This is a genomic window from Sphingomonas sp. VDB2 (genome assembly GCF_047946695.1).
Lineage (GTDB): Bacteria > Pseudomonadota > Alphaproteobacteria > Sphingomonadales > Sphingomonadaceae > Sphingobium > Sphingobium bisphenolicum.
Window position 1 is genome coordinate 2,041,682 of sequence record NZ_CP159615.1, and the last position, 25,344, is coordinate 2,067,025.

Sequence of the window (25,344 nt, forward strand, 5' to 3'; positions counted from 1 at the left end):
CCGCATTTTTCACCGAAGGCTCAGCGAGCCGTCCCTCAGGCCGCCGTTTCCGGCGACTTGTGGGTGTCCACGCGCTCGATCACCTTCCAGGTCTTGAGCTTGGAAATCGGGGCGGTCTCTTCGATTCGGACCGTCTCGCCTTCCTTGTAGACATTGCCCTCGTCATGGGCATGGTACTTCTTCGAACGGCGGATGATCTTGCCGTAGAGCGCATGCTTAACCTTGCGCTCTACACGAACCACCACCGTCTTGTCGGTCTTGTCGGAAACCACCGTTCCCGTCAGCACGCGCTTGGGCATCGTGTGTTTCCTTTACTTCGCGGCGGAGCTGTTACGCTCCGTCTGCAGGGTCTTGATCTGCGCGATCGACCGACGGACTTCCTTGACGCGGCTGGGCTTTTCCAGCTGGTTGGTGGCCGCCTGGAAACGCAGATTGAACTGCTCGCGCTTCAGGTTGTTCAGTTCGGTCGACAGTTCGTCGTCCGTCTTGGTCTTCAGGTCTGCAACATTCGCCATGTGCTTAACCCTCCAGATGCGAGGTGTCGCCGAGGCGGGCGACGACCTTGGTCTTGATGGGCAGCTTCATCGCGGCGCGCGAGAAGGCCTCTGCTGCGAGCGGACCGGGCACGCCGTCCAGTTCGAACAGGATGCGACCCGGCTTGACGCGGGCGGCCCAATATTCGACCGAACCCTTGCCCTTGCCCTGACGGACTTCGGCAGGCTTCTTGGAAACCGGCACGTCGGGGAACACGCGGATCCACAACCGGCCCTGACGGCGGATGTGGCGGGTGATCGCGCGGCGGGCCGCTTCGATCTGGCGTGCGGTGACGCGCTCGGGTTCCATGGCCTTCAGACCATAGGAGCCGAAGTTCAGGGCCGAGCCACCCTTGGCATCGCCCTTGATCCGACCCTTGAAGGTCTTGCGGAACTTCATTTTCTTCGGTTGCAGCATGACGCTATTACCTTCTTATCTTCAGCGCGCCGGGCGCACGCCGGAGGTCTGAGCCTCCAGCATCAGCCGGTCGGTGGCCATCGGATCGTGACCAAGGATTTCGCCCTTGAAGATCCAGACCTTGATGCCGCACACGCCATAGGCGGTGTGTGCCGTGGCTTCGGCATAGTCGACGTTCGCACGCAGAGTATGCAGCGGAACGCGGCCTTCGCGATACCATTCGACGCGCGCGATCTCCGCGCCGCCCAGACGGCCGCCGCAGGTGATCTTGATGCCTTCGGCGCCCAGACGCAGGGCCGACTGCACCGCACGCTTCATCGCCCGGCGGAACGCCACGCGGCGTTCGAGCTGATCGGCGATGCCCTGTGCGACGAGCTTGCTATCGATTTCCGGCTTGCGGATCTCGACGATGTTCAGCGACACGTCGGACGAGGTCAGCGCGCCCAGCTTCTTGCGAAGCTTTTCGATGTCCGCGCCCTTCTTGCCGATGATGACGCCCGGACGGGCGGCGTAGATCGACACGCGGCACAGCTTGGCCGGACGCTCGATCACGACCTTGGAGATCGCGGCCTGCGGCAGGTTCTTGAAGATGAACTGGCGGATCTTGAGATCCTCCAGCAGCAGGCGACCATAGTCGGCGCCTTCGGCGAACCAGCGGCTGTCCCAGGTGCGGTTGATCTGCAGACGCAGACCGATCGGATTGCTCTTGTGACCCATGTGCTTACGCCTCCGCTTCTTCGCCAGCTTCACGCACGACAATGCGCACGCGGCTGAAGGGCTTGAGGATCCGGGTCGACTTGCCGCGGCCGCGAGCGTGGAATCGCTTCAGGGTGAAGCTCTTGCCCACCGATGCTTCCGCGACGACCAGCGAATCGACGTCGAGATTGTGGTTGTTTTCCGCGTTGGCGATGGCCGAAGCCAGCACCTTGCGCACGTCCACCGCCATCGCCTTCTTGGAGAAGGCGAGAATGTTCAGCGCGTCCTCGACCTTGCGGCCGCGGATGAGCGTGGCGACCAGGTTCAGCTTCTGGGCCGAACCACGGATCTGCGTGCCAACGGCCAGCGCCTCATTGTCGGCGACGCGACGGGGAGCCTTTTCCTTGCTCATCAGCGCTTGCCCTTCTTGTCGGCGGCGTGGCCGGGGAAGAAGCGGGTCGGGGCGAATTCGCCCAGCTTGTGACCCACCATATCCTCGTTCACGGAGACCGGAACATGCTTGCGGCCGTTATAGACGTTGAACGTCAGGCCAACGAACTGCGGCAGGATGGTGGAACGGCGCGACCAGGTCTTGATCGGCGCACGGCCACCCGCGTCCTGCGCGGTTTCCGCCTTCTTCAGAAGGCTGAGGTCCACGAAAGGACCTTTCCAGACGGAACGAGCCATCTCGCTTACCTCTTCTTCTTCGCATGGCGGCTACGGATAATCATCTTGTCCGTCGCCTTGTTGTGGCGGGTGCGCGCACCCTTGGTCGGCTTGCCCCATGGCGTAACCGGATGACGGCCGCCCGAGGTGCGGCCTTCACCACCACCATGGGGGTGATCGACCGGGTTCTTGGCGACGCCGCGCGTCAGCGGGCGGATGCCGTTCCAACGGTTACGGCCAGCCTTGGCGAGGTTGGTGTTGCCATTGTCCGGGTTGCTGACGGCGCCGATGGTGCCCATGCAGTCCGAACGGATGTAGCGCTGCTCGCCCGAGGACAAACGCACCATCACCATGCCGCGATCGCGACCGACGAGCTGGGCGTATGTGCCCGCCGACCGGCAGAGCTGACCGCCCTTGCCCGGCTTCATTTCGATGTTGTGGATGATCGTGCCGACCGGCATCTGACCCAGTTCCATCGCGTTGCCCGGCTTCACGTCGGTCTTCTTGCCGGCGATGACCTTGTCACCGGGGGCAAGACGCTGCGGCGCCAGAATATAGTTCTGGGTGCCGTCGGGATAGTTGACCAGCGCGATGAAGGCGGTGCGGTTGGGGTCATATTCCAGACGCTCGACCGTACCTTCGACATCCCACAAGCGGCGCTTGAAGTCGATGATACGATAGCGCTGCTTGTGACCGCCACCGATGCCGCGCGAGGTCACATGACCCTTGTTGTTGCGGCCGCCGGTCTTGCGCTTGCCTTCGGTCAGCGCCTTGACGGGCTTGCCCTTGTGCAGGCTGGACTTGTCGACCAGGATCAGGCCGCGGCGGGCCGGGCTGGTCGGGTTATAATGCTTCAGAGCCATCTCAGCGGACTCCCTCGGTGATGTCGATCGACTGGCCTTCGGCCAGGCGGACGATCGCCTTCTTCACGTCCGAACGCTTGTAGGGCTTGCCCTTCCAGCGCTTCGTCTTGCCCTTCGTGACCAGCGTGTTGACGCTCTTGACGTCCACACCCCAGATCGCTTCGACAGCGGCCTTGATCTCAGGCTTGGAGGCATCGCCCGCCACCTTGAAGACCACGGCGTTGTTTTCGCTGAGAAGGGTCGACTTCTCGGTGATGTGGGGGGCGACAACCACGTCATAATGACGGTTGTCGACGGTCCCGGCTTGCTTTTTAGCCATTGAAACGGGCCTCCAGCTTTTCGACCGCGGCGCGGGTGAGCACCAGCGAGTCGGCTTTCAGGATGTCATAGACATTGGCGCCAACGGCGGGGAGCAGGTCCACGCCGATGATGTTCGCCGAAGCCTTCGCGAAGCTGACGTTGACCGCGTCGCCGTCGATGAACAGCACCTTGGTGAGGTTCAGCTTGGCGAGGCTGGCGACCAGCGCCTTGGTCTTGCCTTCGGCGACGTCCAGGCTGTCGATGATCGTGAGCGTGCCGCTCTTGACCTTCGACGACAGCGCCATCTTCAGACCCAGCGCGCGAACCTTCTTGTTCAGCGAGGGGTTGAAGTCGCGGACGCGGGCGCCGTGCGCCTTACCACCACCGATGAACACCGGCGCGCGGCGATCGCCGTGACGGGCGGTGCCGCCGCCCTTCTGGCGGCCAAACTTCTTGCCGGTGCGGGCAACATCGCTACGCTCGCGGGTGCCGCGGGCGGTGCCGCGACGCTTTTCGAGCTGCCAGGTGACGACGCGGTGCAGGATGTCAGCGCGGGGCTCGATACCGAACACGGCATCGTTAAGCTCCAGATCGCCAGCTTCCGCTGCGTCGAGGGTCTGTACCTTGACCTTCATGGTTTAGCCCTCCTGGCCTTCGGTCGCTTCGGGCGCCGCGGCGTCTTCCGCCGGGGTGTTCGCCGGAGCGTCATTGCTGTTGTCGGCCTTCTTCAGGCTGGCGGGGTACGGCACGTCGGCCGGACGGGGAACCTTGACCGAATCCTTGATGGTCAGCCAGGTGCCCTTGGCGCCCGGAACGCTGCCCTTGACGAAGATCAGGCCACGCTCGACGTCCGTGCGGACGATTTCGAGATTCTGCTGGGTCCGCTCGCGGTCGCCCATATGGCCGGCCATCTTCTTGTTCTTGAAGACGCGGCCCGGATCCTGGCGGTTACCGGTCGAACCATGCGCACGGTGGCTGATGGACACGCCGTGGGTGGCGCGCATACCGCCGAAGCCCCAACGCTTCATCGCACCGGCAAAGCCCTTGCCCTGCGTGTGACCCGACACGTCGACCAGCTGGCCGTCGATGAAATGGTCTGCGGCGATTTCAGCGCCGACATCGAGGAGCGCATCCTCGGCGACGCGGAATTCAACCAGGCGAGCCTTCGGCTCGACCTGCGCCTTGGCGAAGTGGCCACGCTGCGGCTTGGCGACATTCTTCACCTTGGCAACGCCGGCGCCGAGCTGGACGGCGACGTAGCCATCGCTGTCGACATCCTTGCGGGCCACGACCTGATTGCCCTCAAGGGCCAAAACCGTAACCGGGATATGGCGTCCGTCCTCTTGGAACAGACGGGTCATCCCGACTTTCTTAGCGATCACGCCTGTGCGCATCACTGATTACTCCCATAGAGGCCCGTCTTAGCAACGGGCGTATCCAACGAAAAAACCGCTCAGCATCTCTGCTTAGCGGCCCAACCCAATGTATAGATCACCCCGTCCGGGTTGGATGCCACCCCCTGCTCGGGAATAGCGACGGGGGACCAGAACCACAGACCCGCTGGTTGCCCAGTGCTGTGCGGTATCCCTTGTGTCGTGTGAGCTTCCGGTTTCCCGAAATGCCCGATACCCTGCCCTCTTTTCAGAAAGCAGGGACTTGTCGGCTTTAGGCCAACTTGATCTCGACGTTCACGCCGGCAGCTAGGTCCAGCTTCATCAGCGCGTCGACCGTCTGCGGCGTCGGCTGCACAATGTCAAGCATACGCTTGTAGGTGCGGACTTCGAACTGCTCGCGCGACTTCTTGTCGATGTGCGGACCACGGTTGACCGTGAACTTTTCGATGCGCGTCGGAAGGGGAATGGGACCGCGAATAAGGGCGCCGGTGCGGCGGGCGGTGTCGGCGATGTCGCCGGTCGCCTGATCAAGCACGCGATGATCGAACGCCTTGAGGCGGATGCGGATGTTGCTGTCCATAGTTCCTGTACCGATGCGAAAGAGCCAAAAACGTAGAGCATTTTCAAAAATCAGCCGGAGCAGCCGATGACTTGTGAAAATGCGCCAACCAAAAAATATCCGCCCCGCAAACTGCCCTTCTAGCTCTTGCGAGCCGGAGAAAGGCGATCCGGGGCGGTTAAAATCCTCAGCGGCACGAATCGGGTGATTCGCGCCGCTGCGGTCCTATATTACTTCGAGATCGTGCCGACAACCCCTGCACCGACGGTGCGGCCGCCTTCGCGGATCGCGAAGCGCAGGCCGGCGTCCATGGCGATCGGGGCGATCAGCTTCACGCCGAGCTTCACGTTGTCGCCAGGCATGACCATCTCGGTGCCCTCGGGGAGGATCACTTCGCCGGTCACGTCCGTGGTGCGGAAGTAGAACTGCGGACGATAGTTGGCGAAGAACGGGGTGTGACGGCCGCCTTCTTCCTTCGAACAGGACGTACACTTCGGCGTCGAATTCGGTGTGCGGGGTGATGGTGCCGGGCTTCGCCAGAACCTGACCACGCTCCACGTCTTCACGCTTCGTGCCGCGCACCAGGGCGCCGATATTGTCGCCTGCACGACCTTCGTCGAGCAGCTTGCGGAACATTTCCACACCGGTGACGGTCGTCTTGGTGGTGTCCTTGAGGCCGACGATCTCGACTTCTTCACCAACCTTGATGATGCCGGTTTCGACACGGCCGGTGACGACGGTGCCGCGACCCGAGATCGAGAACACGTCTTCGATCGGCATCAGGAAGGGCTTGTCGACCGGACGCTCGGGCTGCGGGATCCAGCTGTCGACGGCCGCCATCAGCGCCAGAACGGCGTCATGGCCGATTTCAGGCGTCTTGTCCTGCAGCGCGGCAACGGCCGAACCGGGGATGACGGGGATGTTGTCGCCGTCGAAATCGTAGCTGCTGAGCAGTTCGCGGATTTCCAGCTCGACCAGCTCGAGGATTTCGGCGTCGTCGACCAGGTCGACCTTGTTCATGAACACGACAAGCTGCGGCACGCCGACCTGACGGGCGAGCAGGATGTGCTCGCGGGTCTGGGGCATCGGGCCGTCGGTGGCCGACACCACCAGGATCGCGCCGTCCATCTGGGCGGCACCGGTGATCATGTTCTTGACGTAGTCAGCGTGACCCGGGCAGTCGACGTGCGCATAGTGACGGGCTTCGGTCTCATATTCGACGTGGGCGGTCGAAATGGTGATGCCGCGCTCGCGCTCTTCAGGCGCCTTGTCGATGTTGTCGTACGACGTGAAGGTCGCGCCGCCGGTCTCGGCCAGCACCTTGGTGATCGCTGCGGTCAGCGAGGTCTTGCCATGGTCGACGTGACCGATGGTGCCGATGTTGCAGTGCGGCTTGTTCCGCTCAAACTTAGCCTTAGCCATTTTATCCTACCTTCTAATCAAAATCAGCTTGGGTCTGACCGCTCGGCCGCGCCTCGCGAAGGCGCGTCCATAGCAGCAAATTTACAGATTACCAGCCCCTAACCGAGCCGTTCGCACGGCTCGGCACGGGAAAGTCATCAGGCCATCTTCGCCTTGACTTCATCCGCCACATTCTGCGGCACTTCGTCATAGTGCGAGAAGATCATCGAATAGTTCGCACGCCCCTGGGTGAACGAACGCAGCGAGTTCACATAGCCGAACATGTTGGCCAGCGGAACCATCGCCTCGACCACCTGCGCGTTGCCGCGCGTATCGGTGCCCTGGATCTGGCCGCGACGGCTGTTCATGTCGCCGATGACGTCGCCCAGATATTCTTCCGGGGTGACGACTTCGACCTTCATGACCGGTTCGAGCAGCGTGATGCCCGACTTCTGCGCGACTTCGCGCATCGCAGCACGGCCGGTGATTTCGAACGCCAGAGCCGACGAGTCGACGTCATGATAGGCGCCGTCATACAGGTTGATTTCGAAATCGATGATCGGGAAGCCGATCAGCGAACCGGTCGCCGCGGTTTCGCGCATACCCTTCTCGATCGCCGGGATATATTCCTTGGGAATATTACCGCCCTTGATCTCGTCCTTGAAGATGATGCCCGCGCCGCGCTCGCCCGGCGTGACCTTCACCTTGATGCGGCCGAACTGGCCGGTGCCGCCCGACTGCTTCTTGTGGGTGTAGTCGACGTCGACGGCCTTCTTGAGATATTCGCGATAGGCCACCTGCGGCGCACCGACATTCGCCTCGACCTTGAACTCGCGCTTCATGCGGTCGACCAGGATTTCGAGGTGAAGCTCGCCCATGCCCTTGATGATGGTCTGGCCCGATTCGTGATCGGTCGAGACGCGGAAGGACGGATCTTCGGCGGCCAGGCGGTTGAGCGCGACGCCCATCTTTTCCTGGTCGGCCTTGGTCTTGGGTTCCACCGACAGTTCGATAACCGGCTCGGGGAATTCCATCCGCTCCAGGATGATCGGCTTGCGCTCGGCGCACAGCGTGTCCCCGGTGGTGGTTTCCTTCATGCCCGCCAGCGCGACGATGTCGCCGGCATAGGCCGCGTCGATGTCCTCACGGCTGTTCGCATGCATCAGAAGCATGCGGCCGATCTTTTCCTTCTTGTCCTTGACCGAGTTCAGGTACGTGCCCTTGGTCAGCGTGCCCGAATAGACGCGCAGGAAGGTGAGCGAGCCGACGAACGGATCGTTCATGATCTTGAACGCCAGACCCGAGAAGGGCGCGTCGTCCGCGGTCGCGCGGCTGTCGGGTTCGTCGGTGTCGGGATTGATGCCCTGCACGTCTTCGATGTCGAGCGGCGAAGGCAGATAGTCCACGACTGCGTCGAGCAGGGGCTGAACGCCCTTGTTCTTGAACGCCGAGCCGCACAGCACCGGCACGAACGACTGGTTCAGCGTACCCTTGCGGATCAGCGCCTTGAGCGTCGCGGTGTCGGGCAGATTGCCTTCGAGATAGGCTTCCATCGCCTCGTCGTCCTGTTCGACGGCGAGTTCGATCAGCTTTTCGCGATATTCGGCAGCCTTGTCGGCGAGGTCGGCCGGAATCTCTTCATAGGAGAATTCGGCGCCCAGATTCTCATCCTTCCAGATGATGGCGCGATTCTCGACCAGGTCGACCAGGCCCTTGAACTCGCTCTCCGCACCGATGGGGAGATAGAGGACGGCCGGGATCGCACCCAGGCGATCGATGATCGTCTGCACGCAATAATAGAAATTGGCGCCGGTGCGGTCGAGCTTGTTGATGAAGCACATCCGCGGAACCTTGTACTTGTCCGCCTGGCGCCACACGGTTTCCGACTGCGGCTCAACGCCGGCAACGCCGTCGAACGCGGCGACCGCGCCGTCCAGCACGCGCAGCGAACGTTCGACTTCGATGGTGAAGTCGACGTGGCCGGGGGTGTCGATGATGTTCAGGCGGTGATCGTTCCAGATGCACGTGGTCGCAGCCGACGTGATGGTGATCCCACGCTCCTGCTCCTGCTCCATCCAGTCCATCGTGGCGGCGCCGTCATGGACTTCGCCGATCTTGTAGGACTTGCCGGTGTAGTAAAGGATACGCTCGGTCGTGGTGGTCTTGCCGGCGTCGATATGCGCCATGATACCGAAATTGCGATACTTCTCGAGCGGATGGCTGCGGGCCATGATGCTTCTCCGTTGCCGGTGCGCCGGCGGTTGGGGATTCGTTTGATCTGGGCGTGGCCCCTAAACCAATCCGTTCGCCATGGGTAGGCCCACGACGAACGGATGGATTTTTAGAGCGAAAAACGGGACGGACACCCTGCGGCGACCTTCCCGTTCATCATTGTTACCAGCGATAGTGCGAGAAGGCGCGGTTCGCTTCCGCCATGCGGTGCGTGTCTTCGCGCTTCTTCACGGCATTGCCGCGGTTGTTGGCGGCGTCCAGCAACTCACCCGACAGGCGCGCGGCCATCGTGGTTTCGCTGCGGTTGCGCGCTGCGGTGATCAGCCAGCGGATCGCCAGGGCCTGCGACCGCTCGGGGCGGACTTCGACAGGAACCTGATAGGTCGCACCGCCGACGCGGCGGCTGCGGACTTCGATGCCGGGCTTCACATTGTTCAGCGCGTCATGGAACAGGCCGATCGGATCCTTCTTGGCGCGGGTCTCGACGGTTTCGAGAGCGCCATAGACGATCGATTCAGCAACGGCCTTCTTGCCGTCCTGCATGATGCTGTTCATGAACTTGGACAGAACCTGATCGCCATATTTGGGATCGGGCAGGATGATGCGCTTTTCGGGGCGACGACGACGTGACATATTATTGTTCTCCCCTTACTTCGGACGCTTCGCGCCGTACTTCGAACGGCTCTGCTTGCGATCCTTGACGCCCTGGGTATCCAGAACGCCGCGAAGAACGTGGTAGCGCACGCCCGGAAGATCTCGCACACGGCCACCGCGGATCAGCACGACGCTGTGCTCCTGCAGGTTATGGCCTTCACCCGGAATATAGGTGATGACTTCGCGCTGGTTGACCAGGCGAACCTTGGCCACCTTGCGAAGCGCCGAGTTCGGCTTCTTCGGGGTCGTCGTATAGACGCGGGTGCAAACGCCGCGCTTCTGCGGGTTTGCATCCATTGCAGGGACCTTGCTCTTGGTCTTCTGCAGCTCGCGGCCCTTGCGGACCAGCTGGTTGATTGTTGGCATGAAGCCCTTCACCTTTTTCAGTTACTTTACCTGGGCATCCCCGCGTCTCGCACCGCCTGGAGGAATGATTCGTCCAAACGGCAAAGGCCCCGGTGGGCATAAGCCCCCTGGAGCCGCAAGAGCACCCGGTAATGTTCAGCTCTAGTGTCGCCCAGTTGATATGACGCGAGGAGACGAGTCTTCGCACGGCAAGGCCGCTGGGCAGCCGCGCCTATAGCCATCGACGCCCGGCCGGTCAAGCGAGCAGCGGAGGCGGCGATCGGCGCTTTTCAGGTACACGCTTTTTCAGGCACTTAGTAAATTGATAACCTTAACAGTCCTATGATGACGGCCCGCTCAGCCTGGACGCGACGTGACGATATTATCCCCTTTCACCGGCGAGTTTCGCGATCCCGACCGGGAATCGGCGTTTCAGGCCGAACGACTCCCCGAAACCCGCCGCCATGCCAGAACCTTGTTCGCCCTGTCGGCACTGCTGAACGCCATCTTCCTGATCAGCGACTGGCGCTTTGCCGGCACCCCCCATTTCTGGGTCGCCATTCCCGCCCGCCTCGCCGTCGTCGCAGGGTCGCTGCTGTGCCTCGCCCTGTGGCGCTACACCCGCAGCTTCTCCGCGCTGGAGCGACTCTGCTTCCTGTGGCAGGGGATCACCGCCATCGGCGTGGCGCTGCTCGTCAGTTCGCGCAGCGACATTGCCCTCTTCGTGCTGGTCATGCTGCCGCTCGTCTTCTACCTCGTCGTGCCCACCAGCTTCCGCGGCAATGCCGGCGGCGGCCTGGCCTGCGCGGCCGCGATGCTGACCGGCTATCTTGCCCCTGCGCCGCATAGCCAGACAGCGATCGGCATGGTCCTGGCGATGCTGATCCTGCATTGCGGCATGTGGATGGCCATCACCCGGCACAACCGGCTGCAACGGCAGGAATGGACGGCCGGCCGACTGGCGCAGGCGGCGCAGGCGGCACTGGCCAACAGCCTCGACGCGCTGGAGCGGATGTTCATGGCCGTGCCCATCCCTCTGCTCGTCACCCGGCACGACGGCAGCATCCTGCGCCTGAACCAGGCCGCGCAGGACGCCTTTGCCGCCGGCAGCGACATCCCCCTTGCGCATGTCGAGCAGACCTATGTCGACCTGCCGATCCGCAACCTGCTGTTCGGGATGTTGCAGCGGGAGGAGCGCGTCGACAATTTCGAATGCCGCCTGCGCCGGGCGGACGGACAGATTCGCGACACATTGCTGTCCTCGCGCCCGATCGTCGTCGACGACACGCCCTGCATCGTGACCAGCGTGGTGGACATCACCGAACGCAAGGAAGCCGAACAACATCTCGAGCGGCTGGCCATGACCGACGCACTGACCGGCCTTGCCAACCGCGCCCATTTCATGGCGGCGGTGACCCAGGCGACGAGCGGCCCGGCCAGCCGACTGGTGGATTCGGCCCAATCGGCGATCTTGCTGATCGATCTGGACGAATTCAAGCGGGTCAACGATACCGCGGGGCATGATGCGGGCGACGCGCTGCTCTGCGCCGTAGCGGACCGCCTGCGCCTGGCGCTGCGACCGGGCGACCTGGTGGCGCGCATGGGCGGCGACGAATTTGCCGTATTGCTGACCCGCCTGCGCGACATCGACGCCTTGATGCCGATCCTGGCGCGCATCACCGATCATCTCCATGCGCCGCTCAGCTATCGCGGCCGGCCGATCGAGGCGCGGGTCAGCATCGGCGTGGCGCTCTTCCCGGACCATGGCGGCGATGTCACCGCGCTGGTCAAACATGCCGACATCGCCCTCTACCACGCCAAGAATAGCGGGCGCGGGCGCGCGACCCTGTTCGAGCCGGCGCTGCTCGCCAATTGGGAGCGCGAGGCGACCATGCTCGACCGGGCGCGGCACATTCTGGCGCAGGAACGCCCCTGCCCGTGGTATCAGCCCAAAATCGATCTCGCCACCGGCGCACCGGTGGGATTTGAAGCGCTGTTCCGCTGCCCCACGACCGCCGGCGCGGTCATCATGCCCGCCGACATCGCGGCCGCCTTCGAACATCCCGAACTCGGCCCCGCCATCACCGCGCAGATGATCGACGGCATCCTGGCCGACTGCCGCCGCTGGCGCGACGCCGGCCTGCCCTTCGGCCATGTCGCCTTCAACGTGTCGGGCGCCGACCTCAACGACGATGATTTCGCCGACCGCCTGCTGCGCCGCGTGGCGGACGCCGATCTGCCGCCCTCGATCATCGAGCTGGAAGTAACCGAATCGGTGTTCCTGGGACGCAATGCCGACCGGGTGGGACGCCTGCTGCAACGGCTGAGCGACGCGGGCGTCGCCATCGCCCTGGACGATTTCGGCACCGGCTATGCGTCGCTGTCGCACCTCAAGCAATTCCCGATCGACGTCATCAAGATCGACCAGCGCTTCGTCCGCGACCTCGAAACCGACCCGGACGACGCCGCCATCGTCCGCACCGTGCTGAACCTGGCCTATAGCCTGGGCATCCGTACCGTGGCGGAAGGCGTGGAGAACCAGCAGCAGGTGGACTATCTGCGGGCCGGCGGGTGCCATATGGGGCAGGGCTATCATTTCAGCGCCGCCATCCGCGCGGCGGATGTCGAAGCCATGCTCGGCCGGCAGGATCAATTCCGCCAGATCTGAAATAAATCCGCAAATAATCGACCGAAGCAGGGAACAAAAAGCCAGACCGATCATTTCGCCGCATCGATCGCTCGAACTCGTCACGACTCCGCAACGACGGATTCGCGCGAAAGGCAAAGCTTTGCTACCGGCCCCCTCGCTATATAAGAGTCGGGGTCGCATTGTCGCATCAGAAGAAGAAGGGGGTCGCTCCCCTCCGGGAACGGCTGCTCGCCCTATGCCCGGAACGGGAGATATTCCTCCGTTCCGGCGGCCAGGTGAAATTCCTCCGCATCTCGCGCCGCGCGCAGCTTGCCGCGATCGGCGTGACGTCCGCCGCGCTGCTCGGCTGGGGCGGCATGACCCTGTCGATGCTCGCCGGCAGCGCATCGGTCGCGCAGGAACGCGCCGCGCTGGCGCAGCAGGGCCGCTCGGTCGCCACTGCCGCCACCAAGGTCGAGGGCTATCGCAAGTCGGTCGAGGATCTGGCGCAGGATCTGGAAGCCCGCCAGGACTTCATGGACGACCTCTACAAGACCCATTTCGGCGATCAGGACGATAAGTCCGCGGGCAGCGACATGGCCGCCCCGACCAGGGCGGAAAAATCCGACGCGCTGACCGCCAAGATCAGCCTGGCGCCCGAAGCTGCACCGCTGGTCCGGCTGGAAGCGCGCCAGCGTCAATTCGCCACCCTGCTGACCGCCGCAGTCGAGCGCCGCGCGGACAAGGCCGCCGCCGCGATCCGCAGCTTCGGCCTCAACCCCGACAATCTCGCCCGCAGCGCCGCCCGCGCCCAGGGTGGCCCCTTCGTCCCATGGAAGGGCGACAAGGGCGCGCTGACCGACGAACTGGAAAATCTGGCCGACGCCATGTCGCGCATGGAATTTCTGGAGCGCAGCCTGCTCACGATTCCCTCAGGCCGCCCGACCGGATCACCGATGCTGACCAGCTCCTATGGATACCGTCGCGACCCGTTCAACGGCCATGCCGCCTTCCATGCCGGCCTCGACTTTCCCGGCCGCTACGGCCAGCCGATCACCGCCGCCGCCGATGGCAAGGTCAGCTATGTCGGCCAGCGCCAGGGCTATGGCAATGTCGTCGAGGTCGAACATGGCAATGGCATCATGACCCGCTACGCCCACCTGTCCGGCTTTTCCGCCCGCGTCGGCCAGAAGGTCGCGCGCGGCGACACCATCGCCCGGATGGGATCGACCGGCCGTTCGACCGGCACCCATCTCCATTTCGAGGTCCGGCTGAACGGCCAGGCCGTCAATCCCCGCCCTTTCCTGGAGGCCCGCAAAGATGTTCTCCAAGTCCAGCAAATCGCCACGGCCCGTTTCGCCGATGTCCGCGACGGGAGCTAAGCACACGCCCTTCTCGCTGATCGGCAGCGACGTGACGATCACCGGCAACCTCGCCGCGTCGGTCGACCTGCATGTCGATGGCGTGGTCGAGGGCGACATAAGCTGCGCCGCGCTGGTGCAGGGACCGGACAGCCGCATCACCGGCCATGTCACCGCGCAGAGCGCCCGCCTCGCCGGCCTGGTCGACGGGTCGATCGCCGCGGGCGAACTGGTGGTCGAAAGCAGCGCCCGGATCACCGGCGACGTCGTCTATGAACGCATCACGATCGAACCGGGCAGCCGCATCGAAGGCCGCTTCCGCCCCAGGGACAGCGACGCCCCCGCCGCCGAGTTGAAGCTGATCGCCAACGACAGCGCAGGTTGAATCCTCCTCTTGATCCGTTCGGGCTGAGCGAAGGCGAAGCCCTCCACCGAGCGTAGCGAAGTACCTCCCTCCGGTCGGCCCAGCCCTTCGACTTCGCTCAGGGCGAACTGATGCGGGTGTCCGCCTCTAACCATATTTGTCACTGGCCACGCCGCCGCAGCGCTCCTAATCCCCGCGCCATCATCCCAATGGGAAGAGGTGCGCCATGGACGATTTCGAACTCTGGCCCGACATACGCCGTTTCCTGCTCGCCTTCACCGGCAGCGGCCTACTGATCGGCCTCTACACGCTACTCAGCGTCAAGCCGGTGCCATGAAGAGGCGTAGTGGTTTGCTGACGCCCCCATTTCTATACTCTCATCCCCGCGTAGGCGGGGATCCATCTCCAGCCTTTGCGCTGTGCCGAGAGGTTGGGAGATGGGTTCCCGCCTACGCGGGAATGACGAAAAGGGGTGGTTGGGCGACAGTCTGCTTTCCTCCGTCATCCCAGCGAAAGCTGGGATTTCCCTTTTCTTTCCCGCGCTTCTCCTGAAGATGTGAGATTCCAACCTTCGCTGGCATGACGACAGTGGCGACTGAGAATGGTCGTTAATTGGTCACACCCTCAATTTACCGGCGCCCGTCGCCGATAGCTCAGCGCCTCCGCCACATGCACCCGCCCGACCCGCTCCGCGCCCGCCAGGTCGGCGATCGTGCGGGCCACGCGCAGCACCCGCGTATAGCCCCGTGCCGACAGCTTCATCGCCGCGGCCGCCTGCGCCAGCAACTGTCGCCCGGCCTCGTCCGGCCCGGCGACCTCCTCCAGCCGCTCGCCATCCACCTCGGCATTAGTACGCACCTTACTCCCGGCATAGCGCGCCGTCTGGACGCGGCGGGCCACCGCGACCCGCGCCGCGACCTCAGCGGATCCTTCGGCGGGCGGTGGCAGCACCAGATCGGCGGCCGTCACCGCCTGCACCTCGACATGCAGGTCGATGCGGTCGAGCAGCGGCCCCGACACCTTGGCCTGATAATCCGCCGCGCATCGTGGCGCGCGCGAACAGGCCAGCGCCGGATCGCCCAGATGGCCGCAGCGACACGGGTTCATCGCCGCAATGAGCTGCACCCGCGCAGGAAAGGTCACATGCGCGTTCGCCCGCGCCACCGTGACCTCGCCTGTCTCCAGCGGCTGGCGCAGCGAATCGAGCACTGTCCGCTGGAACTCCGGCAACTCGTCCAGAAACAGCACGCCCAGATGCGCCATGCTGACCTCGCCCGGCCGCGCCTTCAGCCCGCCGCCGACCAAAGCCGCCATCGACGCGCTGTGATGCGGGTTGCGAAACGGCCGCGCCCGACTGATCCGTCCACCCTCCAGCGTCCCGGCGACGCTCGCCACCATGGAGCTTTCCAGCGCCTCGGAAGGCGTCATCTCAGGCAATATGCCCGGCAGGCAACTCGCCATCAGCGATTTGCCTGCGCCCGGCGGCCCGACCATGAGCAGATTATGCCCGCCCGCCGCGGCGATCTCCAGCGCGCGCTTGGCGACCTCCTGCCCCTTGACCTGTTTCAGGTCCGCGCCCCGCACCGGCGCCTCCACCACGCCCGGCTGCGGCGCCGACAGCGCCGACGTCCCCTTGAAATGATTGAGCAAACCCAGCAGATCCGGCGCGGCGACGACCTCGACCTCGCCGGCCCAGGCGGCCTCCGTCCCCTGCGCGACCGGACAGACCAGCCCCATTTCCTGGCTGCCCGCATGGAGCGCCGCCAGCAGCACGCCGGGCGACGGCGCGGTGCGCCCGTCCAGCCCCAGTTCGCCGACCACGACATAGCCCGCCAGCGTCTCGGCATCGATCACACCCATCGCGCCCAGCAAAGCCAGCGCAATCGGCAGGTCGAAATGCGATCCCTCCTTGGGCAGGTCGGCGGGCGACAGATTCACCGTGATCCGCTTGGGCGGCAACGACAGGCCGATCGCGGCGATCGCGTTGCGCACCCGCTCGCGGCTTTCGGCCACCGCTTTGTCGGGCAGGCCGACGAGGATGAAATTGGGCAGGCCGGGCACGAGCTGGCACTGCACCTCCACGGCGCGCGCCTCCAACCCCAGATAAGCGACCGTCGATACCGTTGCGACCAAATGCCCCCGCCTTTTCCCGCTGCCCCGCCAGTCTATTGCCGCACTATTCTTCTACCGGTTCCCCGGTCCGGTCCCGCGCAGGCTCGTCCGGCCGCCCCTTGAACCCCTGCGCCACGACATACCATTCAACGCTGCCCTTGCGGCTGGCCGGCGGCTTGGCATGCTTGATCGTGGTGAAATTCTTCTTGAGCAGCACCAGCAACTCGCCGTCGGTCCCGCCCGCGAACACCTTGGCGACGAAGGTGCCGCCCTTGCGCAGATTCTCCACCGCGAACCAGGCCGCGGCCTCGACCAGCCCCATGGTGCGCAGGTGATCGGTCGCGGCATGGCCGACGGTGTTGGCCGCCATGTCGGAAATGATGAGGTCCGGCGCGTCGCCCAGCGCATCGCGCAGCATCTGCGGCGCCTTGTCGTCCATGAAATCCATTTCGAACAGGGTCACGCCCGCGATCGGATCGACCGGCAGCAGGTCGATACCCACCACCGCCGCTTTCGGGGCCATCTTGCGCACCACCTGCGCCCAGCCGCCCGGCGCTACCCCTAAGTCCACGACCGCCTTCGATCCCTTCACGAAATGGAATTTCTCGTCCAGTTCGATCAGCTTGAAGGCGGCGCGGCTGCGCCACCCTTCCGCCTTCGCCTTGCGGACATAGGGATCGTTCAGATGCCGCTCCAGCCAGCGCACCGACTGCGCCGTGCGGCCCTTGGCGGTCTTGACCCGCACCTTGCCGACACCAGACCCTCTCACATCTCTCTCCCGTCGCGGTCCATCAGGCCGCGCAATATGCCTTCGCGAATCCCCCGGTCGGCCACGCCCAGTCGCGCGGCCGGCCAGATGTCGAGGATCGATTCCAATATGGCGCAGCCCGCCACCACCAGATCGGCGCGCTCGGTGCCGATGCAGGGCAGCTTCTGCCGCTCGGCCAGCGCCATGGTCGACAGCCGCTCCGAAATGGCGCGCATCGATTCGCATGGCACGATCAGGCCGTCGATCGCCTGCCGGTCGTAGCGCGGCAGGTTGAGGTGCAGGCTGGCCAGCGTCGTCACCGTGCCCGACGTGCCCAGCAGGCGGATATCCTCCGCCCCCTGCGGCAGGCGCCGGGCGAGCGGCGAGAAAGCCTCGCTGACCCGCGCGCGCATCCGGTCATAGGCGGCCAGCCGTTCCGCCTTGTCGCCATGGTCGAACGCCTCGCTCTCCGTCAGGGACACGACGCCCCAGGGCGCGCTGACCCAGTCGACGATCCTCGGCGCGCCCGTCGTTCCGTGCGAATCGACCAGCACGAGTTCGGTCGATCCACCGCCAATGTCGAAGATCAGCGCCGGTCCATCGCCCGGCTCCAGCAACGCATGGCACCCCAGTACCGCCAGCCGCGCTTCTTCCTGCGCGCTGATGATGTCGAGCGCGATGCCGGTTTCGCGATAGACCCGCTGGATGAACTCCGCCCCGTTCGACGCACGGCGGCAGGCTTCGGTCGCGACCGATCGTGCCAGCGTGACGTGGCGGCGACGCAATTTGTCAGCGCACACGGACAGCGCCGCGATCGCGCGATCGATCGCCGCATCGCTGATCCGACCGGAAGACGCCAGTCCCTCGCCGAGCCGGACGATCCGCGAAAAGGCGTCGATGACGATGAAGCCGTCGGCGGACGGCTTGGCGATCAGCAGGCGACAATTATTCGTGCCCAGGTCGATCGCGGCATAGGATCGACGCTCACGCGCGCCATGGGGCGGAAAGCCCCGTTGCGTCGACGGGGGCGGAATGGCCGCAGCCTTGCTCCCATCGCCCGGACCGGAACGGGCGCGCTTGCCCGCATAACGGCCGGCCGGGCCGGAACTCTGCGGCGATGGGCGGCTCTGCTGCACCATGCCGTAACTCGCTTCTACATTCGCCAGCCGCCAAAGGGCGACCGGAACTTGCCCCCATGCTTAAGCAGATATGACGCATCGCGCAAGGCGCGGCCGGCATCGCCGCCAGCGCAAGACTTAAGAATGATTAAGGATACGTCTTGCACGTCCCGCAAAGGCAGGGTTCGTTTCGGATCAGCAAAGAACAAGATCGCTCGGTCGACGTCATCGCCTTTAGGATAAAACAGACATGCTGTGACGTTTTGGATACATGACACAAGTTTTCATGATTGTACGATTGTCTTGGGCAATACAGTTGATTAGCCTCCCATTCGGTCTTTGGGGAGTTTATATCATGCACATTCGCAAGAATGGTGCGGGCCTGTTGGCGCGCGTCGGTCGTCCTGCACTGCTGGCATCCGCTGCCATAGCCGCCCTTGCCGTCGCGCCCGTGGCGCAGGCCGTCGTGCCGACCGACGACAAGAGTCCCAGCGACATCATCGACGGCAGCGACGTCAACGGCGTAGGCATCATGTATCGCGACGACGGTTTCGTCTGCACCGGCACGCTGATCAACCCGCGCACGGTCATCTTCGCCGCGCATTGCGTCAACGACCTGACGTCCGCCGACTACAGCACCGTCAACGGCGGCGTGCCCGTCGCCTTCGCCTTCCAGAACAATGCACGGCCCGGCCTCATCGACTGGATTTCGAACAATTACCGCACGAATACGGCGCTCAGCGTCTATAACGTCAACAACATCGCCTATAATCCGGAATCGCTCGATCCGCCGGCGCTCAGCTTCCTCTATGGCGACGTTGCGATGGCGACGCTCGACACGCCCGCATCCGACGTACCGACCTGGGCGGTGCTTTTTTCCGCGCTGCCCGCCCCGTCGTCGATCAGCGAAACGAGCGGCACCGGTTATCATGTGACGATCACCGGCTATGGCCGCAGCGGCAGCGGAAGCACCGGCAACAGCTATGGCATCGACTTCCGTCGCAAGACGGCCGAGAATTTCCTGGGTATGCTGGGCTCGCTCGACGATGTCGACAGCTTCCTCTTCGGCGAAGCCGGCGGCTATACGCAGAATCTCTACCACACCGATTTCGACGATCCGACGCGGGAAAACCCCTTCGACTTCAACCTGTTCAAGGATGACGCCCTGCCCAACGAAGGCAGCACCGCGGGCGGCGATTTGGGCGGTCCCCTGATTCTGGACCAGGCGTTCGATGAAAAGACCGTGATCGGCGTCCTGTCGGGCGGCAGCCGTTACTTCTTCGAACAACCGGCCAGTTCCTATGGCGGCTCGTCCTTCTATCAGCCGCTCTATCTTTTCTGGGACTGGATCGCGCAGAACAACCCCTATCGCTATGCCACCGCCAAGGCCGGCGACGGCAAATGGAGCGACGCCGAACATTGGGTAACCGCGCTCGATCCCAATTATCGCATCATCGACAGCACCGGCAAGCTGGTGAACGGCGTGCCCACCACGCCGGGCGCCGGCGCCTTTGGGCAGGACGATACACAGAAGTTCGGCCAGCTCTGCTATACGCCCGACGGCATCTGCTATGATGTCGGCACCGGCGAGCTGACCGTGGACGGCGTGCCCGTCACGGAGGACGGCACGGCCCCTGCCACCTCGTCCACCGGCGCACGGACGGTTTCCAACAACAAGGGCAAGGTGGAAATCGCCGAGCGCAGGCCTGATGGCGAAAGCGTCACGCTTGCCGGCGGCGCCATGCACGAGGCGCAGGCCGAAGGCGATGTGGAAGCCGCCATTCTGCCCAGCCCCACTTTGGCCAACGGCCTGCCCGGCGCGACCGGCTTCGTGCCCGACAATATCGATCCGCAGGCGTCGGCAGGCGTGGTCGGCCGCTATTATGACGTGACGCTGAGCGCCGCCGGCAAGACCACGCTGGACACCGACGCCACCGTGGACCGCTTCACCATTTCTGGCACGGGCGCGACACTGGACGTCACCGCGGACGGATCGCTGACCAGCCTGATGGACATTTCCCATCTCGCCGGCGTGGTGAACGTCGATGGCACGGTCGAAACCCCGGGCGACTATTTCCTGATGACCGGCCTGCTGTCGGGCACCGGCACCGTGCGTGCGCCCTATTTCACCAACATATTGGGCGTGGTGGCGCCGGGCAGCATCGGCAAGATCGGCACGCTGACCGTTGAGGGCAATGCGCTGCTCACCTCGGGCAGCACGCTGCATATCGACCTGGGCGCCAATGGCGTGTCTGACGTGCTGGCGGTCAAGGCCACGCAATTCGTCGCGGATGACGGCGACGGCGAAGTCGAAACCCCGCCCACCGGCAGCGAAGGCGATGGCGGCGGTAGCACCGCAGAGCAGCGCACCGGCGCCGCCATCACCGCGGCGCAGGCCGACGGCGACGTGTCGCTGCTCGCGGCCGGCGATCCGATCGACGGCATCGCCGCGGTCGGCGGTCAGGTGGTCTTCGGCGCGACCGCCGGCACCAAGATCCGCTATGGCAACCAATATACGTTCGTGACGGCGGAAGGCGGCATCGACGGCACCTTCACTGCCCCGGCACAGCTGTCGGCGGTACTCAAGCCCGTGCTGATCTATGGCGACAACAGCGTCAGCGTCCGGATCGACGCCGGTCTCTATGCCGCCGTGGTCAACCCGGCTGCCCAGAACCAGACCAGCTTCGCCCAGCTGCTCGACCAGAACCGGTCGCTCTACGCCAATTACGCCGCCCTTTATGGCGAGGCGGACCTGCTGAGCGTCGCCGGCGTGCAGGCGACGTTCGAGGCGATGGCGCCACGCACCGAAGCGCTCAAGACGTCGATGGCCGAGGTGCTCAACGACAATATGGCGCGCTTCTATCGCGATCGCCTGACCAAGCTGGACGCCGGATCGATGGGCGGCACGCTGACCATGACCGGCCAGCCGATCCAGCTCGCCTCCGCCAGCCTCAACAATATCGATCTGGGCATGGACCAGGGCGGCGGCGACGACACGACGACCCGCGAAGGCGTGCTGCCCGACGATATGAGCGCGTTCCTGGCGGGCGGCTATCTCGACGGCAAGAGCGCGCCGATGCGCACCGCCGTGCCGCTCGGTCGTGACCAGTTCGATGGCTGGTATGCGGCGGCGGGCGTCGAAAAGGCGTTCGGCGACAATGGCGTCATCGGCCTGGCTGCGTCCTTCAGCGAACTGAAGGGCAATACCGGCGCCAATGACTGGGCGCGCGCGCGCCTCTATCAGGGCACCGTTTACGGCGCCTTCGACCTCTCCGGCGTCAAGCTGGACGCGGTCGGCAGCGCCGGCACGCTTGCCACCCGCTCGCGCCGCGCCTTCGCCGTCGGCGTCACGCCCTACACCCTCTATGGCAGCGACCAGGAACTCGCGCTGTCGGGCGAACTTGGCCTCAGCAAGGCGCTGGGCGGCGACGCCTTCAGCATCGTGCCGCGCGCCTCGATCCGCGGCGCCTATATCAGCTCGGGCAACCTGGCCGAATATGGCGGCGACGCCGCGCTGGTGATCAAGCGTCACGCCATCCGCAGCGCGCAGGGTCGCCTGGGCGCTACGGTCAAGGCCAACACCGGCGGCTTCAAACCCTATGTCACCGCCAACTTCGTCCATGAATTCAACGACCAGCCGGCCTATTTCCTGGCCAATCTGGTCGGCGGCACCGGCAGTCTGGCGCCCTTCGCGCTCGGCGGTTCGGATCGCAACTGGGGCGAGGCGGGCGGCGGCCTGACGGTCACCACGGGCAATGTCGATCTCAGCCTGTCGGCCGACACCACCCTGTGGCGCAAGGACGTGAAATATCAGAGCTATCGCGCCAGCGTGAAGTTCCGCTTCTGATTTCCGGCTCCCAGCCGAAAGGAAAGGGCCGCCCGATGGGGCGGCCCTTTTCGTTGGTGTCGGGATTGGATAGGATTACGCACTTCCGTTCGCTTCGAGCCTGGTCAAGGATCGGGTGGCCCGCCTTTCTCGTTTCTCGACACGCTCGAAAACGGGCAGAGGCGGCTTAGCGGCTCCCCCCCCCCTCTCTCACTGCGTATACAGCTTCACCAGCCGATAGAGAAATGCCCGCCCGTCCAGCAGCGACTTGACGCGGATGCGCTCGTTCAGGCCATGGACGCCCTGCCCGTCCGGGTCGGCGAACATGCCCGACACGCCATAGGTGGGAATCCCCGCCGCATTGGTGAAGCGCCCGTCGGTCGCCCCGGTTGCCAGGCGCGGGATCACCGGCACGCCCGGCCACATCTCCTTGGTCAGCGTTTCGATCGGCCCCATGATCTGTGGCGTCAGTTCCGGCGCGGAGGATTTGGGCTGCGGCGGATCGGCCAGCGTCACCTTCACCTTCGGATCGGCGGCGACCTCGCCCAATCGCGCCAGCACCGACTCCACGCTCTCGCCGGGAATGATGCGGCAATTGACGTTCGCAGTCACCGATTGCGGCTGGGCATTGGGCGCATGGCCGCCGGAAATCAGCGTCGGGATGCAGGTGGTGCGCAGCGTCGCGTTCCAGCTCGCGCTCTCGGCCGACACTGCGGCATAGTCGGCCTCGGTCGCCTTGCCCGCGCCGATCGCCGCCATCGCGCTCGACACCTTCGCCGGGTAGAGCGGCGCCGACGCACCGAAATAGGCCTTGGCCGCCGGGGTCAGGTTCACCGGGAAATCATAGTCGTTGATCCGCGCCAGCGCCGCCGCCATCCAGCCGATCGCATTGACATGCGGCGTCTGGCGCGAGCTGTGGCCGCCCGGCGCGGTCGCGGTTAAGGTGAAGTCCTGATAGACTTTCTCGCCCGCCTGCACGCCCTGGCTCACCGGCTTGCCGCTCTCGTCCAGCGACCCGCCGCCTCCCTCGTTCAGCGCCCATCCGGCCTTGAGCGCATCGGGCTTGGTCTTGAGCAGATATTCGACCCCGTTGAGCGCCTTCTCCGTCTCCTCGCCGCAGGTCAGTGCCAGCTTGATCGTGCGCTTTGGCTTATAGCCTTCCGTCTTGTAGCGGATCATCTGGTCGGTGAAGGCCGCCGCCATGGCCTTGTCGTCGGACGTACCCCGGCCATAGAAATAGCCGCCCTCCTCGATCAGGCTGAACGGATCGCGCACCCAGTCGGCGCGCTTGGCCGCAACCACATCGATATGGGCGAGCAGCAGCACGGCCGGCAGCTTGGCGTTGCTGCCACGCAGGATCGCGGTCAGATTGCCTTCCTTCGGATGCGCCGGATCGACGATGATCGCCACGTCGCCGTCGGCATAGCCGGCCGCTTTCAGCCGCGCGCCCATCCGTTCGGCCGCCAGCTTGCAACTGCCGTCGGGCCAGCTCGAATCGGTTTCGACCAGTTCCTTGTAAAGACCCCGGAAAGCGGGCTCGTCCCCGCGCGCCTGCGCATCCGGGATCGCGGCATGGGCGCTGGTGGTGACGAGAAGCGCCGCGATCAGCGCGGCGGCGGGACGGTGAAATGCCATGGAAAAGCCCCTTGGATGGAAGAGGCGACCAGCTTGGCGGAGCGGCGGGATGAGGGCAAGACTTCCGGCACGACCTGTTCCCGCGCAGGCGGCAACATGCCACGCTTCACAAGGGCAGCAGCGCCGCCACGATCTGCCGTTCCTCGGCGCGCAGCACGCCCCAGGCGCGGGCGGCGGCGCGGCTGTCCATCGCCTCCACGCCGATCCCCAGCGCCTCGACCGCGCGGACAAAGGCGCGCGGCGGCTGGCGCAGCGCCGCGCCGGTGCCCAGCAGCAGGAATTCAGGCTTCGGCTCGGTATCGAACAGGTCGCCCAGCGACGCTACCGTCAGCCCATCCACGCCCGGCGCATCGGCCCAGGCCAGCGCCCGCACCGGGCTGAGCAGCAAGCCGTCGGGAAACACGTCGTCGCGCACCCGAAAGCCGCGGCCCTGAAAGCCGGTGACGATCGGTCCCTGACCGTCATCGTCCCGGCGGACCTTTATCCCGACATCGCTCAGGGCTTCGCCCCATCGTCGCGCGGACCTACGCGCTCGGCGGTGCCGGCATAGTCGCCCTTCCGGGTCGCCTTCTTCTCCGACGTCTGCGGGGTCAGACCCAGCGAGATCAGCAGCGAAGACGACACATAGACCGACGAATAGGTGCCCACGATGATGCCCAGCATCATGGCGGCGGTGAAGCCGCGCAGCACATGGCCGCCCAGCAGCAGCAGCGCGCCCAGCGCCAGCAGGATGGTGACGGACGTCATCACCGTGCGCGGCAGCGTCTCGTTGACGGACAGGTCGATCAGCGCCTTCATGTCCATCTTGCGATATTTGCGCATATTTTCGCGGATACGATCGTCGATCACCATCTTGTCGTTGATCGAATAGCCCACGATCGTCAGCACCGCGGCGATGATGTTGAGGTCGAATTCGAGCTGGGTGATCGCAAAGAAGCCCAGCGTCATCAGCACGTCATGGACGATCGCGACGAAGGTCGAGACGCCGAACTGCCATTCGTAGCGGAACCAGCTGAACACCGCGATGCCCAGGATCGCCAGCACGACCGCCAGCACGCCATTCTGGATCAGTTCGCCCGACACCTTGCCCGACACCGTGTCGTAACGGGAAAAGGTGACGCCGGGAAATTGCGCCGTCATCGCCTTGCGGGTCTTTTCGACGACCGCGTTCGCCGCGCCGGCCCCGCCCTGTTCGGGCAGCGGCAGGCGGATCTGCACGGTATTGGCGTCGCCGAACTGCTGGAGCGAGCTTTCGCCCACGCCCAGACGGCCGATGGTCGAGCGCACCTTGTCGGTATCCACCGCCTGCGGGAATTTCGCCTCGATCATCAGGCCGCCGACGAAGTCGACGCCCAGATTGAGGCCCTTGTGCGCGGTCGCGCCCACGGCCAGCACGGTCAGCAGCGCGGTCAGGGCGAAGGCCCATTTGCGGATCGCAACGAAGCCGATATTGGTGTTGTCGGGGACGAGCTTGAGAAGTTTCATGGGTG

At 64.7% G+C, this 25,344-nt stretch carries 24 protein-coding genes and 1 pseudogene; 4 read left to right on the forward strand and 21 right to left on the reverse strand.

All coding sequences use genetic code 11. The annotated features are described in order from the left end of the window. Positions 1 to 35: 35 nt before the first annotated feature. From rpsQ to rpsL, 15 genes and pseudogenes are all read right to left on the reverse strand, one after another. Positions 36 to 299 carry a 30S ribosomal protein S17 gene (gene rpsQ, locus ABT375_RS10165; protein ID WP_006960320.1) on the reverse strand — a complete coding sequence of 88 codons (264 nt, stop codon included), beginning with the start codon at positions 297 to 299 and terminating at the stop codon, positions 36 to 38. A gap of 12 nt (positions 300 to 311) precedes the next feature. Continuing rightward, positions 312 to 515, reverse strand: a complete 204-nt coding sequence (gene rpmC, locus ABT375_RS10170) for a 50S ribosomal protein L29 (RefSeq protein WP_056691689.1) — start codon at positions 513 to 515, stop codon at positions 312 to 314. Positions 516 to 519: 4 nt separating this feature from the next. Then, a complete protein-coding gene (rplP, locus tag ABT375_RS10175; protein WP_261936143.1) occupies positions 520 to 951 on the reverse strand; it encodes a 50S ribosomal protein L16 in 432 nt (143 codons plus the stop codon). 21 nt (positions 952 to 972) lie between these two features. Further along, positions 973 to 1,668 carry a 30S ribosomal protein S3 gene (rpsC, locus tag ABT375_RS10180; protein ID WP_416462347.1) on the reverse strand — a complete coding sequence of 232 codons (696 nt, stop codon included), beginning with the start codon at positions 1,666 to 1,668 and terminating at the stop codon, positions 973 to 975. Between the two features lie 4 nt (positions 1,669 to 1,672). Continuing rightward, entirely contained in the window at positions 1,673 to 2,059 is a 387-nt protein-coding gene (rplV, locus tag ABT375_RS10185; RefSeq protein ID WP_224550565.1) for a 50S ribosomal protein L22, read from the reverse strand. After that, entirely contained in the window at positions 2,059 to 2,334 is a 276-nt protein-coding gene (gene rpsS, locus ABT375_RS10190) for a 30S ribosomal protein S19 (protein ID WP_007707899.1), read from the reverse strand. The genes rplV and rpsS overlap by 1 nt, the downstream gene beginning before the upstream one ends. A 5-nt stretch (positions 2,335 to 2,339) precedes the next feature. Further along, complete coding sequence (rplB, locus tag ABT375_RS10195; protein WP_224550566.1) at positions 2,340 to 3,176, reverse strand: 50S ribosomal protein L2; 837 nt, start codon at positions 3,174 to 3,176, stop codon at positions 2,340 to 2,342. 1 nt (position 3,177) lies between these two features. Continuing rightward, entirely contained in the window at positions 3,178 to 3,495 is a 318-nt protein-coding gene (locus tag ABT375_RS10200) for a 50S ribosomal protein L23 (RefSeq protein ID WP_224550567.1), read from the reverse strand. Continuing rightward, positions 3,488 to 4,111, reverse strand: coding sequence for a 50S ribosomal protein L4 (gene rplD / locus ABT375_RS10205; RefSeq protein ID WP_416462348.1), 624 nt, complete (start codon positions 4,109 to 4,111; stop codon positions 3,488 to 3,490). The genes ABT375_RS10200 and rplD overlap by 8 nt, the downstream gene beginning before the upstream one ends. 3 nt (positions 4,112 to 4,114) lie before the next feature. Further along, positions 4,115 to 4,870, reverse strand: coding sequence for a 50S ribosomal protein L3 (gene rplC / locus ABT375_RS10210; RefSeq protein WP_224550597.1), 756 nt, complete (start codon positions 4,868 to 4,870; stop codon positions 4,115 to 4,117). A gap of 271 nt (positions 4,871 to 5,141) precedes the next feature. Further along, a complete protein-coding gene (rpsJ, locus tag ABT375_RS10215; RefSeq protein WP_007686587.1) occupies positions 5,142 to 5,450 on the reverse strand; it encodes a 30S ribosomal protein S10 in 309 nt (102 codons plus the stop codon). A gap of 209 nt (positions 5,451 to 5,659) precedes the next feature. Continuing rightward, a pseudogene (gene tuf, locus ABT375_RS10220) lies at positions 5,660 to 6,851 on the reverse strand (elongation factor Tu). 137 nt (positions 6,852 to 6,988) lie between these two features. After that, on the reverse strand, positions 6,989 to 9,061 hold the full coding sequence (fusA, locus tag ABT375_RS10225) for an elongation factor G (protein ID WP_224550569.1): 2,073 nt from the start codon (positions 9,059 to 9,061) through the stop codon (positions 6,989 to 6,991). Between the two features lie 163 nt (positions 9,062 to 9,224). After that, on the reverse strand, positions 9,225 to 9,695 hold the full coding sequence (rpsG, locus tag ABT375_RS10230) for a 30S ribosomal protein S7 (RefSeq protein ID WP_224550570.1): 471 nt from the start codon (positions 9,693 to 9,695) through the stop codon (positions 9,225 to 9,227). Positions 9,696 to 9,710: 15 nt separating this feature from the next. Continuing rightward, positions 9,711 to 10,082 carry a 30S ribosomal protein S12 gene (rpsL, locus tag ABT375_RS10235; RefSeq protein WP_004208728.1) on the reverse strand — a complete coding sequence of 124 codons (372 nt, stop codon included), beginning with the start codon at positions 10,080 to 10,082 and terminating at the stop codon, positions 9,711 to 9,713. 352 nt (positions 10,083 to 10,434) lie between these two features. Between rpsL and ABT375_RS10240 the strand changes: the two genes are divergently transcribed. From ABT375_RS10240 to ABT375_RS10250, 3 genes are all read left to right on the forward strand, one after another. Next, a complete protein-coding gene (locus tag ABT375_RS10240; protein ID WP_416462349.1) occupies positions 10,435 to 12,729 on the forward strand; it encodes a putative bifunctional diguanylate cyclase/phosphodiesterase in 2,295 nt (764 codons plus the stop codon). Between the two features lie 257 nt (positions 12,730 to 12,986). Continuing rightward, positions 12,987 to 14,072 (forward strand): M23 family metallopeptidase, encoded by a 1,086-nt coding sequence (locus ABT375_RS10245; RefSeq protein ID WP_416462350.1) that lies wholly within the window; start codon positions 12,987 to 12,989, stop codon positions 14,070 to 14,072. Next, the gene (locus tag ABT375_RS10250; RefSeq protein ID WP_416462351.1) at positions 14,053 to 14,436 is read left to right on the forward strand and encodes a bactofilin family protein; all 384 of its coding nucleotides are present in this window, start codon (positions 14,053 to 14,055) and stop codon (positions 14,434 to 14,436) included. The genes ABT375_RS10245 and ABT375_RS10250 overlap by 20 nt, the downstream gene beginning before the upstream one ends. 603 nt (positions 14,437 to 15,039) lie before the next feature. Here the strand turns inward: ABT375_RS10250 and ABT375_RS10255 are convergent. The 3 genes from ABT375_RS10255 to ABT375_RS10265 are packed head-to-tail and all read right to left on the reverse strand — an operon-like array spanning position 15,040 to position 18,414. Continuing rightward, positions 15,040 to 16,548 (reverse strand): YifB family Mg chelatase-like AAA ATPase, encoded by a 1,509-nt coding sequence (locus ABT375_RS10255; RefSeq protein WP_416462352.1) that lies wholly within the window; start codon positions 16,546 to 16,548, stop codon positions 15,040 to 15,042. Positions 16,549 to 16,591: 43 nt separating this feature from the next. Beyond that, on the reverse strand, positions 16,592 to 17,296 hold the full coding sequence (locus ABT375_RS10260; RefSeq protein WP_261936099.1) for an RlmE family RNA methyltransferase: 705 nt from the start codon (positions 17,294 to 17,296) through the stop codon (positions 16,592 to 16,594). After that, positions 17,293 to 18,414 carry a Ppx/GppA phosphatase family protein gene (locus ABT375_RS10265; RefSeq protein ID WP_224550584.1) on the reverse strand — a complete coding sequence of 374 codons (1,122 nt, stop codon included), beginning with the start codon at positions 18,412 to 18,414 and terminating at the stop codon, positions 17,293 to 17,295. Before ABT375_RS10265 ends, ABT375_RS10260 begins: the two co-directional genes overlap by 4 nt. A 334-nt stretch (positions 18,415 to 18,748) precedes the next feature. Between ABT375_RS10265 and ABT375_RS10270 the strand changes: the two genes are divergently transcribed. Continuing rightward, entirely contained in the window at positions 18,749 to 22,240 is a 3,492-nt protein-coding gene (locus ABT375_RS10270; protein ID WP_416462353.1) for an autotransporter domain-containing protein, read from the forward strand. A gap of 189 nt (positions 22,241 to 22,429) precedes the next feature. On the opposite strand, the gene ABT375_RS10275 is transcribed toward ABT375_RS10270, so the two are convergent. The 3 genes from ABT375_RS10275 to secF all read right to left on the reverse strand — a co-directional run bounded on the left by ABT375_RS10275 (position 22,430) and on the right by secF (position 25,339). Continuing rightward, entirely contained in the window at positions 22,430 to 23,854 is a 1,425-nt protein-coding gene (locus ABT375_RS10275; RefSeq protein WP_416462354.1) for a M20/M25/M40 family metallo-hydrolase, read from the reverse strand. 106 nt (positions 23,855 to 23,960) lie between these two features. Then, on the reverse strand, positions 23,961 to 24,302 hold the full coding sequence (locus ABT375_RS10280; protein WP_224550598.1) for an Mth938-like domain-containing protein: 342 nt from the start codon (positions 24,300 to 24,302) through the stop codon (positions 23,961 to 23,963). Positions 24,303 to 24,349: 47 nt separating this feature from the next. Continuing rightward, entirely contained in the window at positions 24,350 to 25,339 is a 990-nt protein-coding gene (gene secF / locus ABT375_RS10285; RefSeq protein ID WP_224550587.1) for a protein translocase subunit SecF, read from the reverse strand. Positions 25,340 to 25,344: the final 5 nt, after the last annotated feature.

What these genes read in the sequence shown, in the direction of transcription:
- rpsQ (WP_006960320.1), bottom strand. Translation starts at nt 299, where the DNA reads ATGCCCAAGCGCGTGCTGACGGGAACGGTGGTTTCCGACAAGACCGAC.
- rpmC (WP_056691689.1), bottom strand. Translation starts at nt 515, where the DNA reads ATGGCGAATGTTGCAGACCTGAAGACCAAGACGGACGACGAACTGTCG.
- rplP (WP_261936143.1), bottom strand. Translation starts at nt 951, where the DNA reads ATGCTGCAACCGAAGAAAATGAAGTTCCGCAAGACCTTCAAGGGTCGG.
- rpsC (WP_416462347.1), bottom strand. Translation starts at nt 1,668, where the DNA reads ATGGGTCACAAGAGCAATCCGATCGGTCTGCGTCTGCAGATCAACCGC.
- rplV (WP_224550565.1), bottom strand. Translation starts at nt 2,059, where the DNA reads ATGAGCAAGGAAAAGGCTCCCCGTCGCGTCGCCGACAATGAGGCGCTG.
- rpsS (WP_007707899.1), bottom strand. Translation starts at nt 2,334, where the DNA reads ATGGCTCGTTCCGTCTGGAAAGGTCCTTTCGTGGACCTCAGCCTTCTG.
- rplB (WP_224550566.1), bottom strand. Translation starts at nt 3,176, where the DNA reads ATGGCTCTGAAGCATTATAACCCGACCAGCCCGGCCCGCCGCGGCCTG.
- ABT375_RS10200 (WP_224550567.1), bottom strand. Translation starts at nt 3,495, where the DNA reads ATGGCTAAAAAGCAAGCCGGGACCGTCGACAACCGTCATTATGACGTG.
- rplD (WP_416462348.1), bottom strand. Translation starts at nt 4,111, where the DNA reads ATGAAGGTCAAGGTACAGACCCTCGACGCAGCGGAAGCTGGCGATCTG.
- rplC (WP_224550597.1), bottom strand. Translation starts at nt 4,870, where the DNA reads ATGCGCACAGGCGTGATCGCTAAGAAAGTCGGGATGACCCGTCTGTTC.
- rpsJ (WP_007686587.1), bottom strand. Translation starts at nt 5,450, where the DNA reads ATGGACAGCAACATCCGCATCCGCCTCAAGGCGTTCGATCATCGCGTG.
- fusA (WP_224550569.1), bottom strand. Translation starts at nt 9,061, where the DNA reads ATGGCCCGCAGCCATCCGCTCGAGAAGTATCGCAATTTCGGTATCATG.
- rpsG (WP_224550570.1), bottom strand. Translation starts at nt 9,695, where the DNA reads ATGTCACGTCGTCGTCGCCCCGAAAAGCGCATCATCCTGCCCGATCCC.
- rpsL (WP_004208728.1), bottom strand. Translation starts at nt 10,082, where the DNA reads ATGCCAACAATCAACCAGCTGGTCCGCAAGGGCCGCGAGCTGCAGAAG.
- ABT375_RS10250 (WP_416462351.1), top strand. Translation starts at nt 14,053, where the DNA reads ATGTCCGCGACGGGAGCTAAGCACACGCCCTTCTCGCTGATCGGCAGC.
- ABT375_RS10265 (WP_224550584.1), bottom strand. Translation starts at nt 18,414, where the DNA reads ATGGTGCAGCAGAGCCGCCCATCGCCGCAGAGTTCCGGCCCGGCCGGC.
- ABT375_RS10270 (WP_416462353.1), top strand. Translation starts at nt 18,749, where the DNA reads ATGCACATTCGCAAGAATGGTGCGGGCCTGTTGGCGCGCGTCGGTCGT.
- ABT375_RS10275 (WP_416462354.1), bottom strand. Translation starts at nt 23,854, where the DNA reads ATGGCATTTCACCGTCCCGCCGCCGCGCTGATCGCGGCGCTTCTCGTC.
- secF (WP_224550587.1), bottom strand. Translation starts at nt 25,339, where the DNA reads ATGAAACTTCTCAAGCTCGTCCCCGACAACACCAATATCGGCTTCGTT.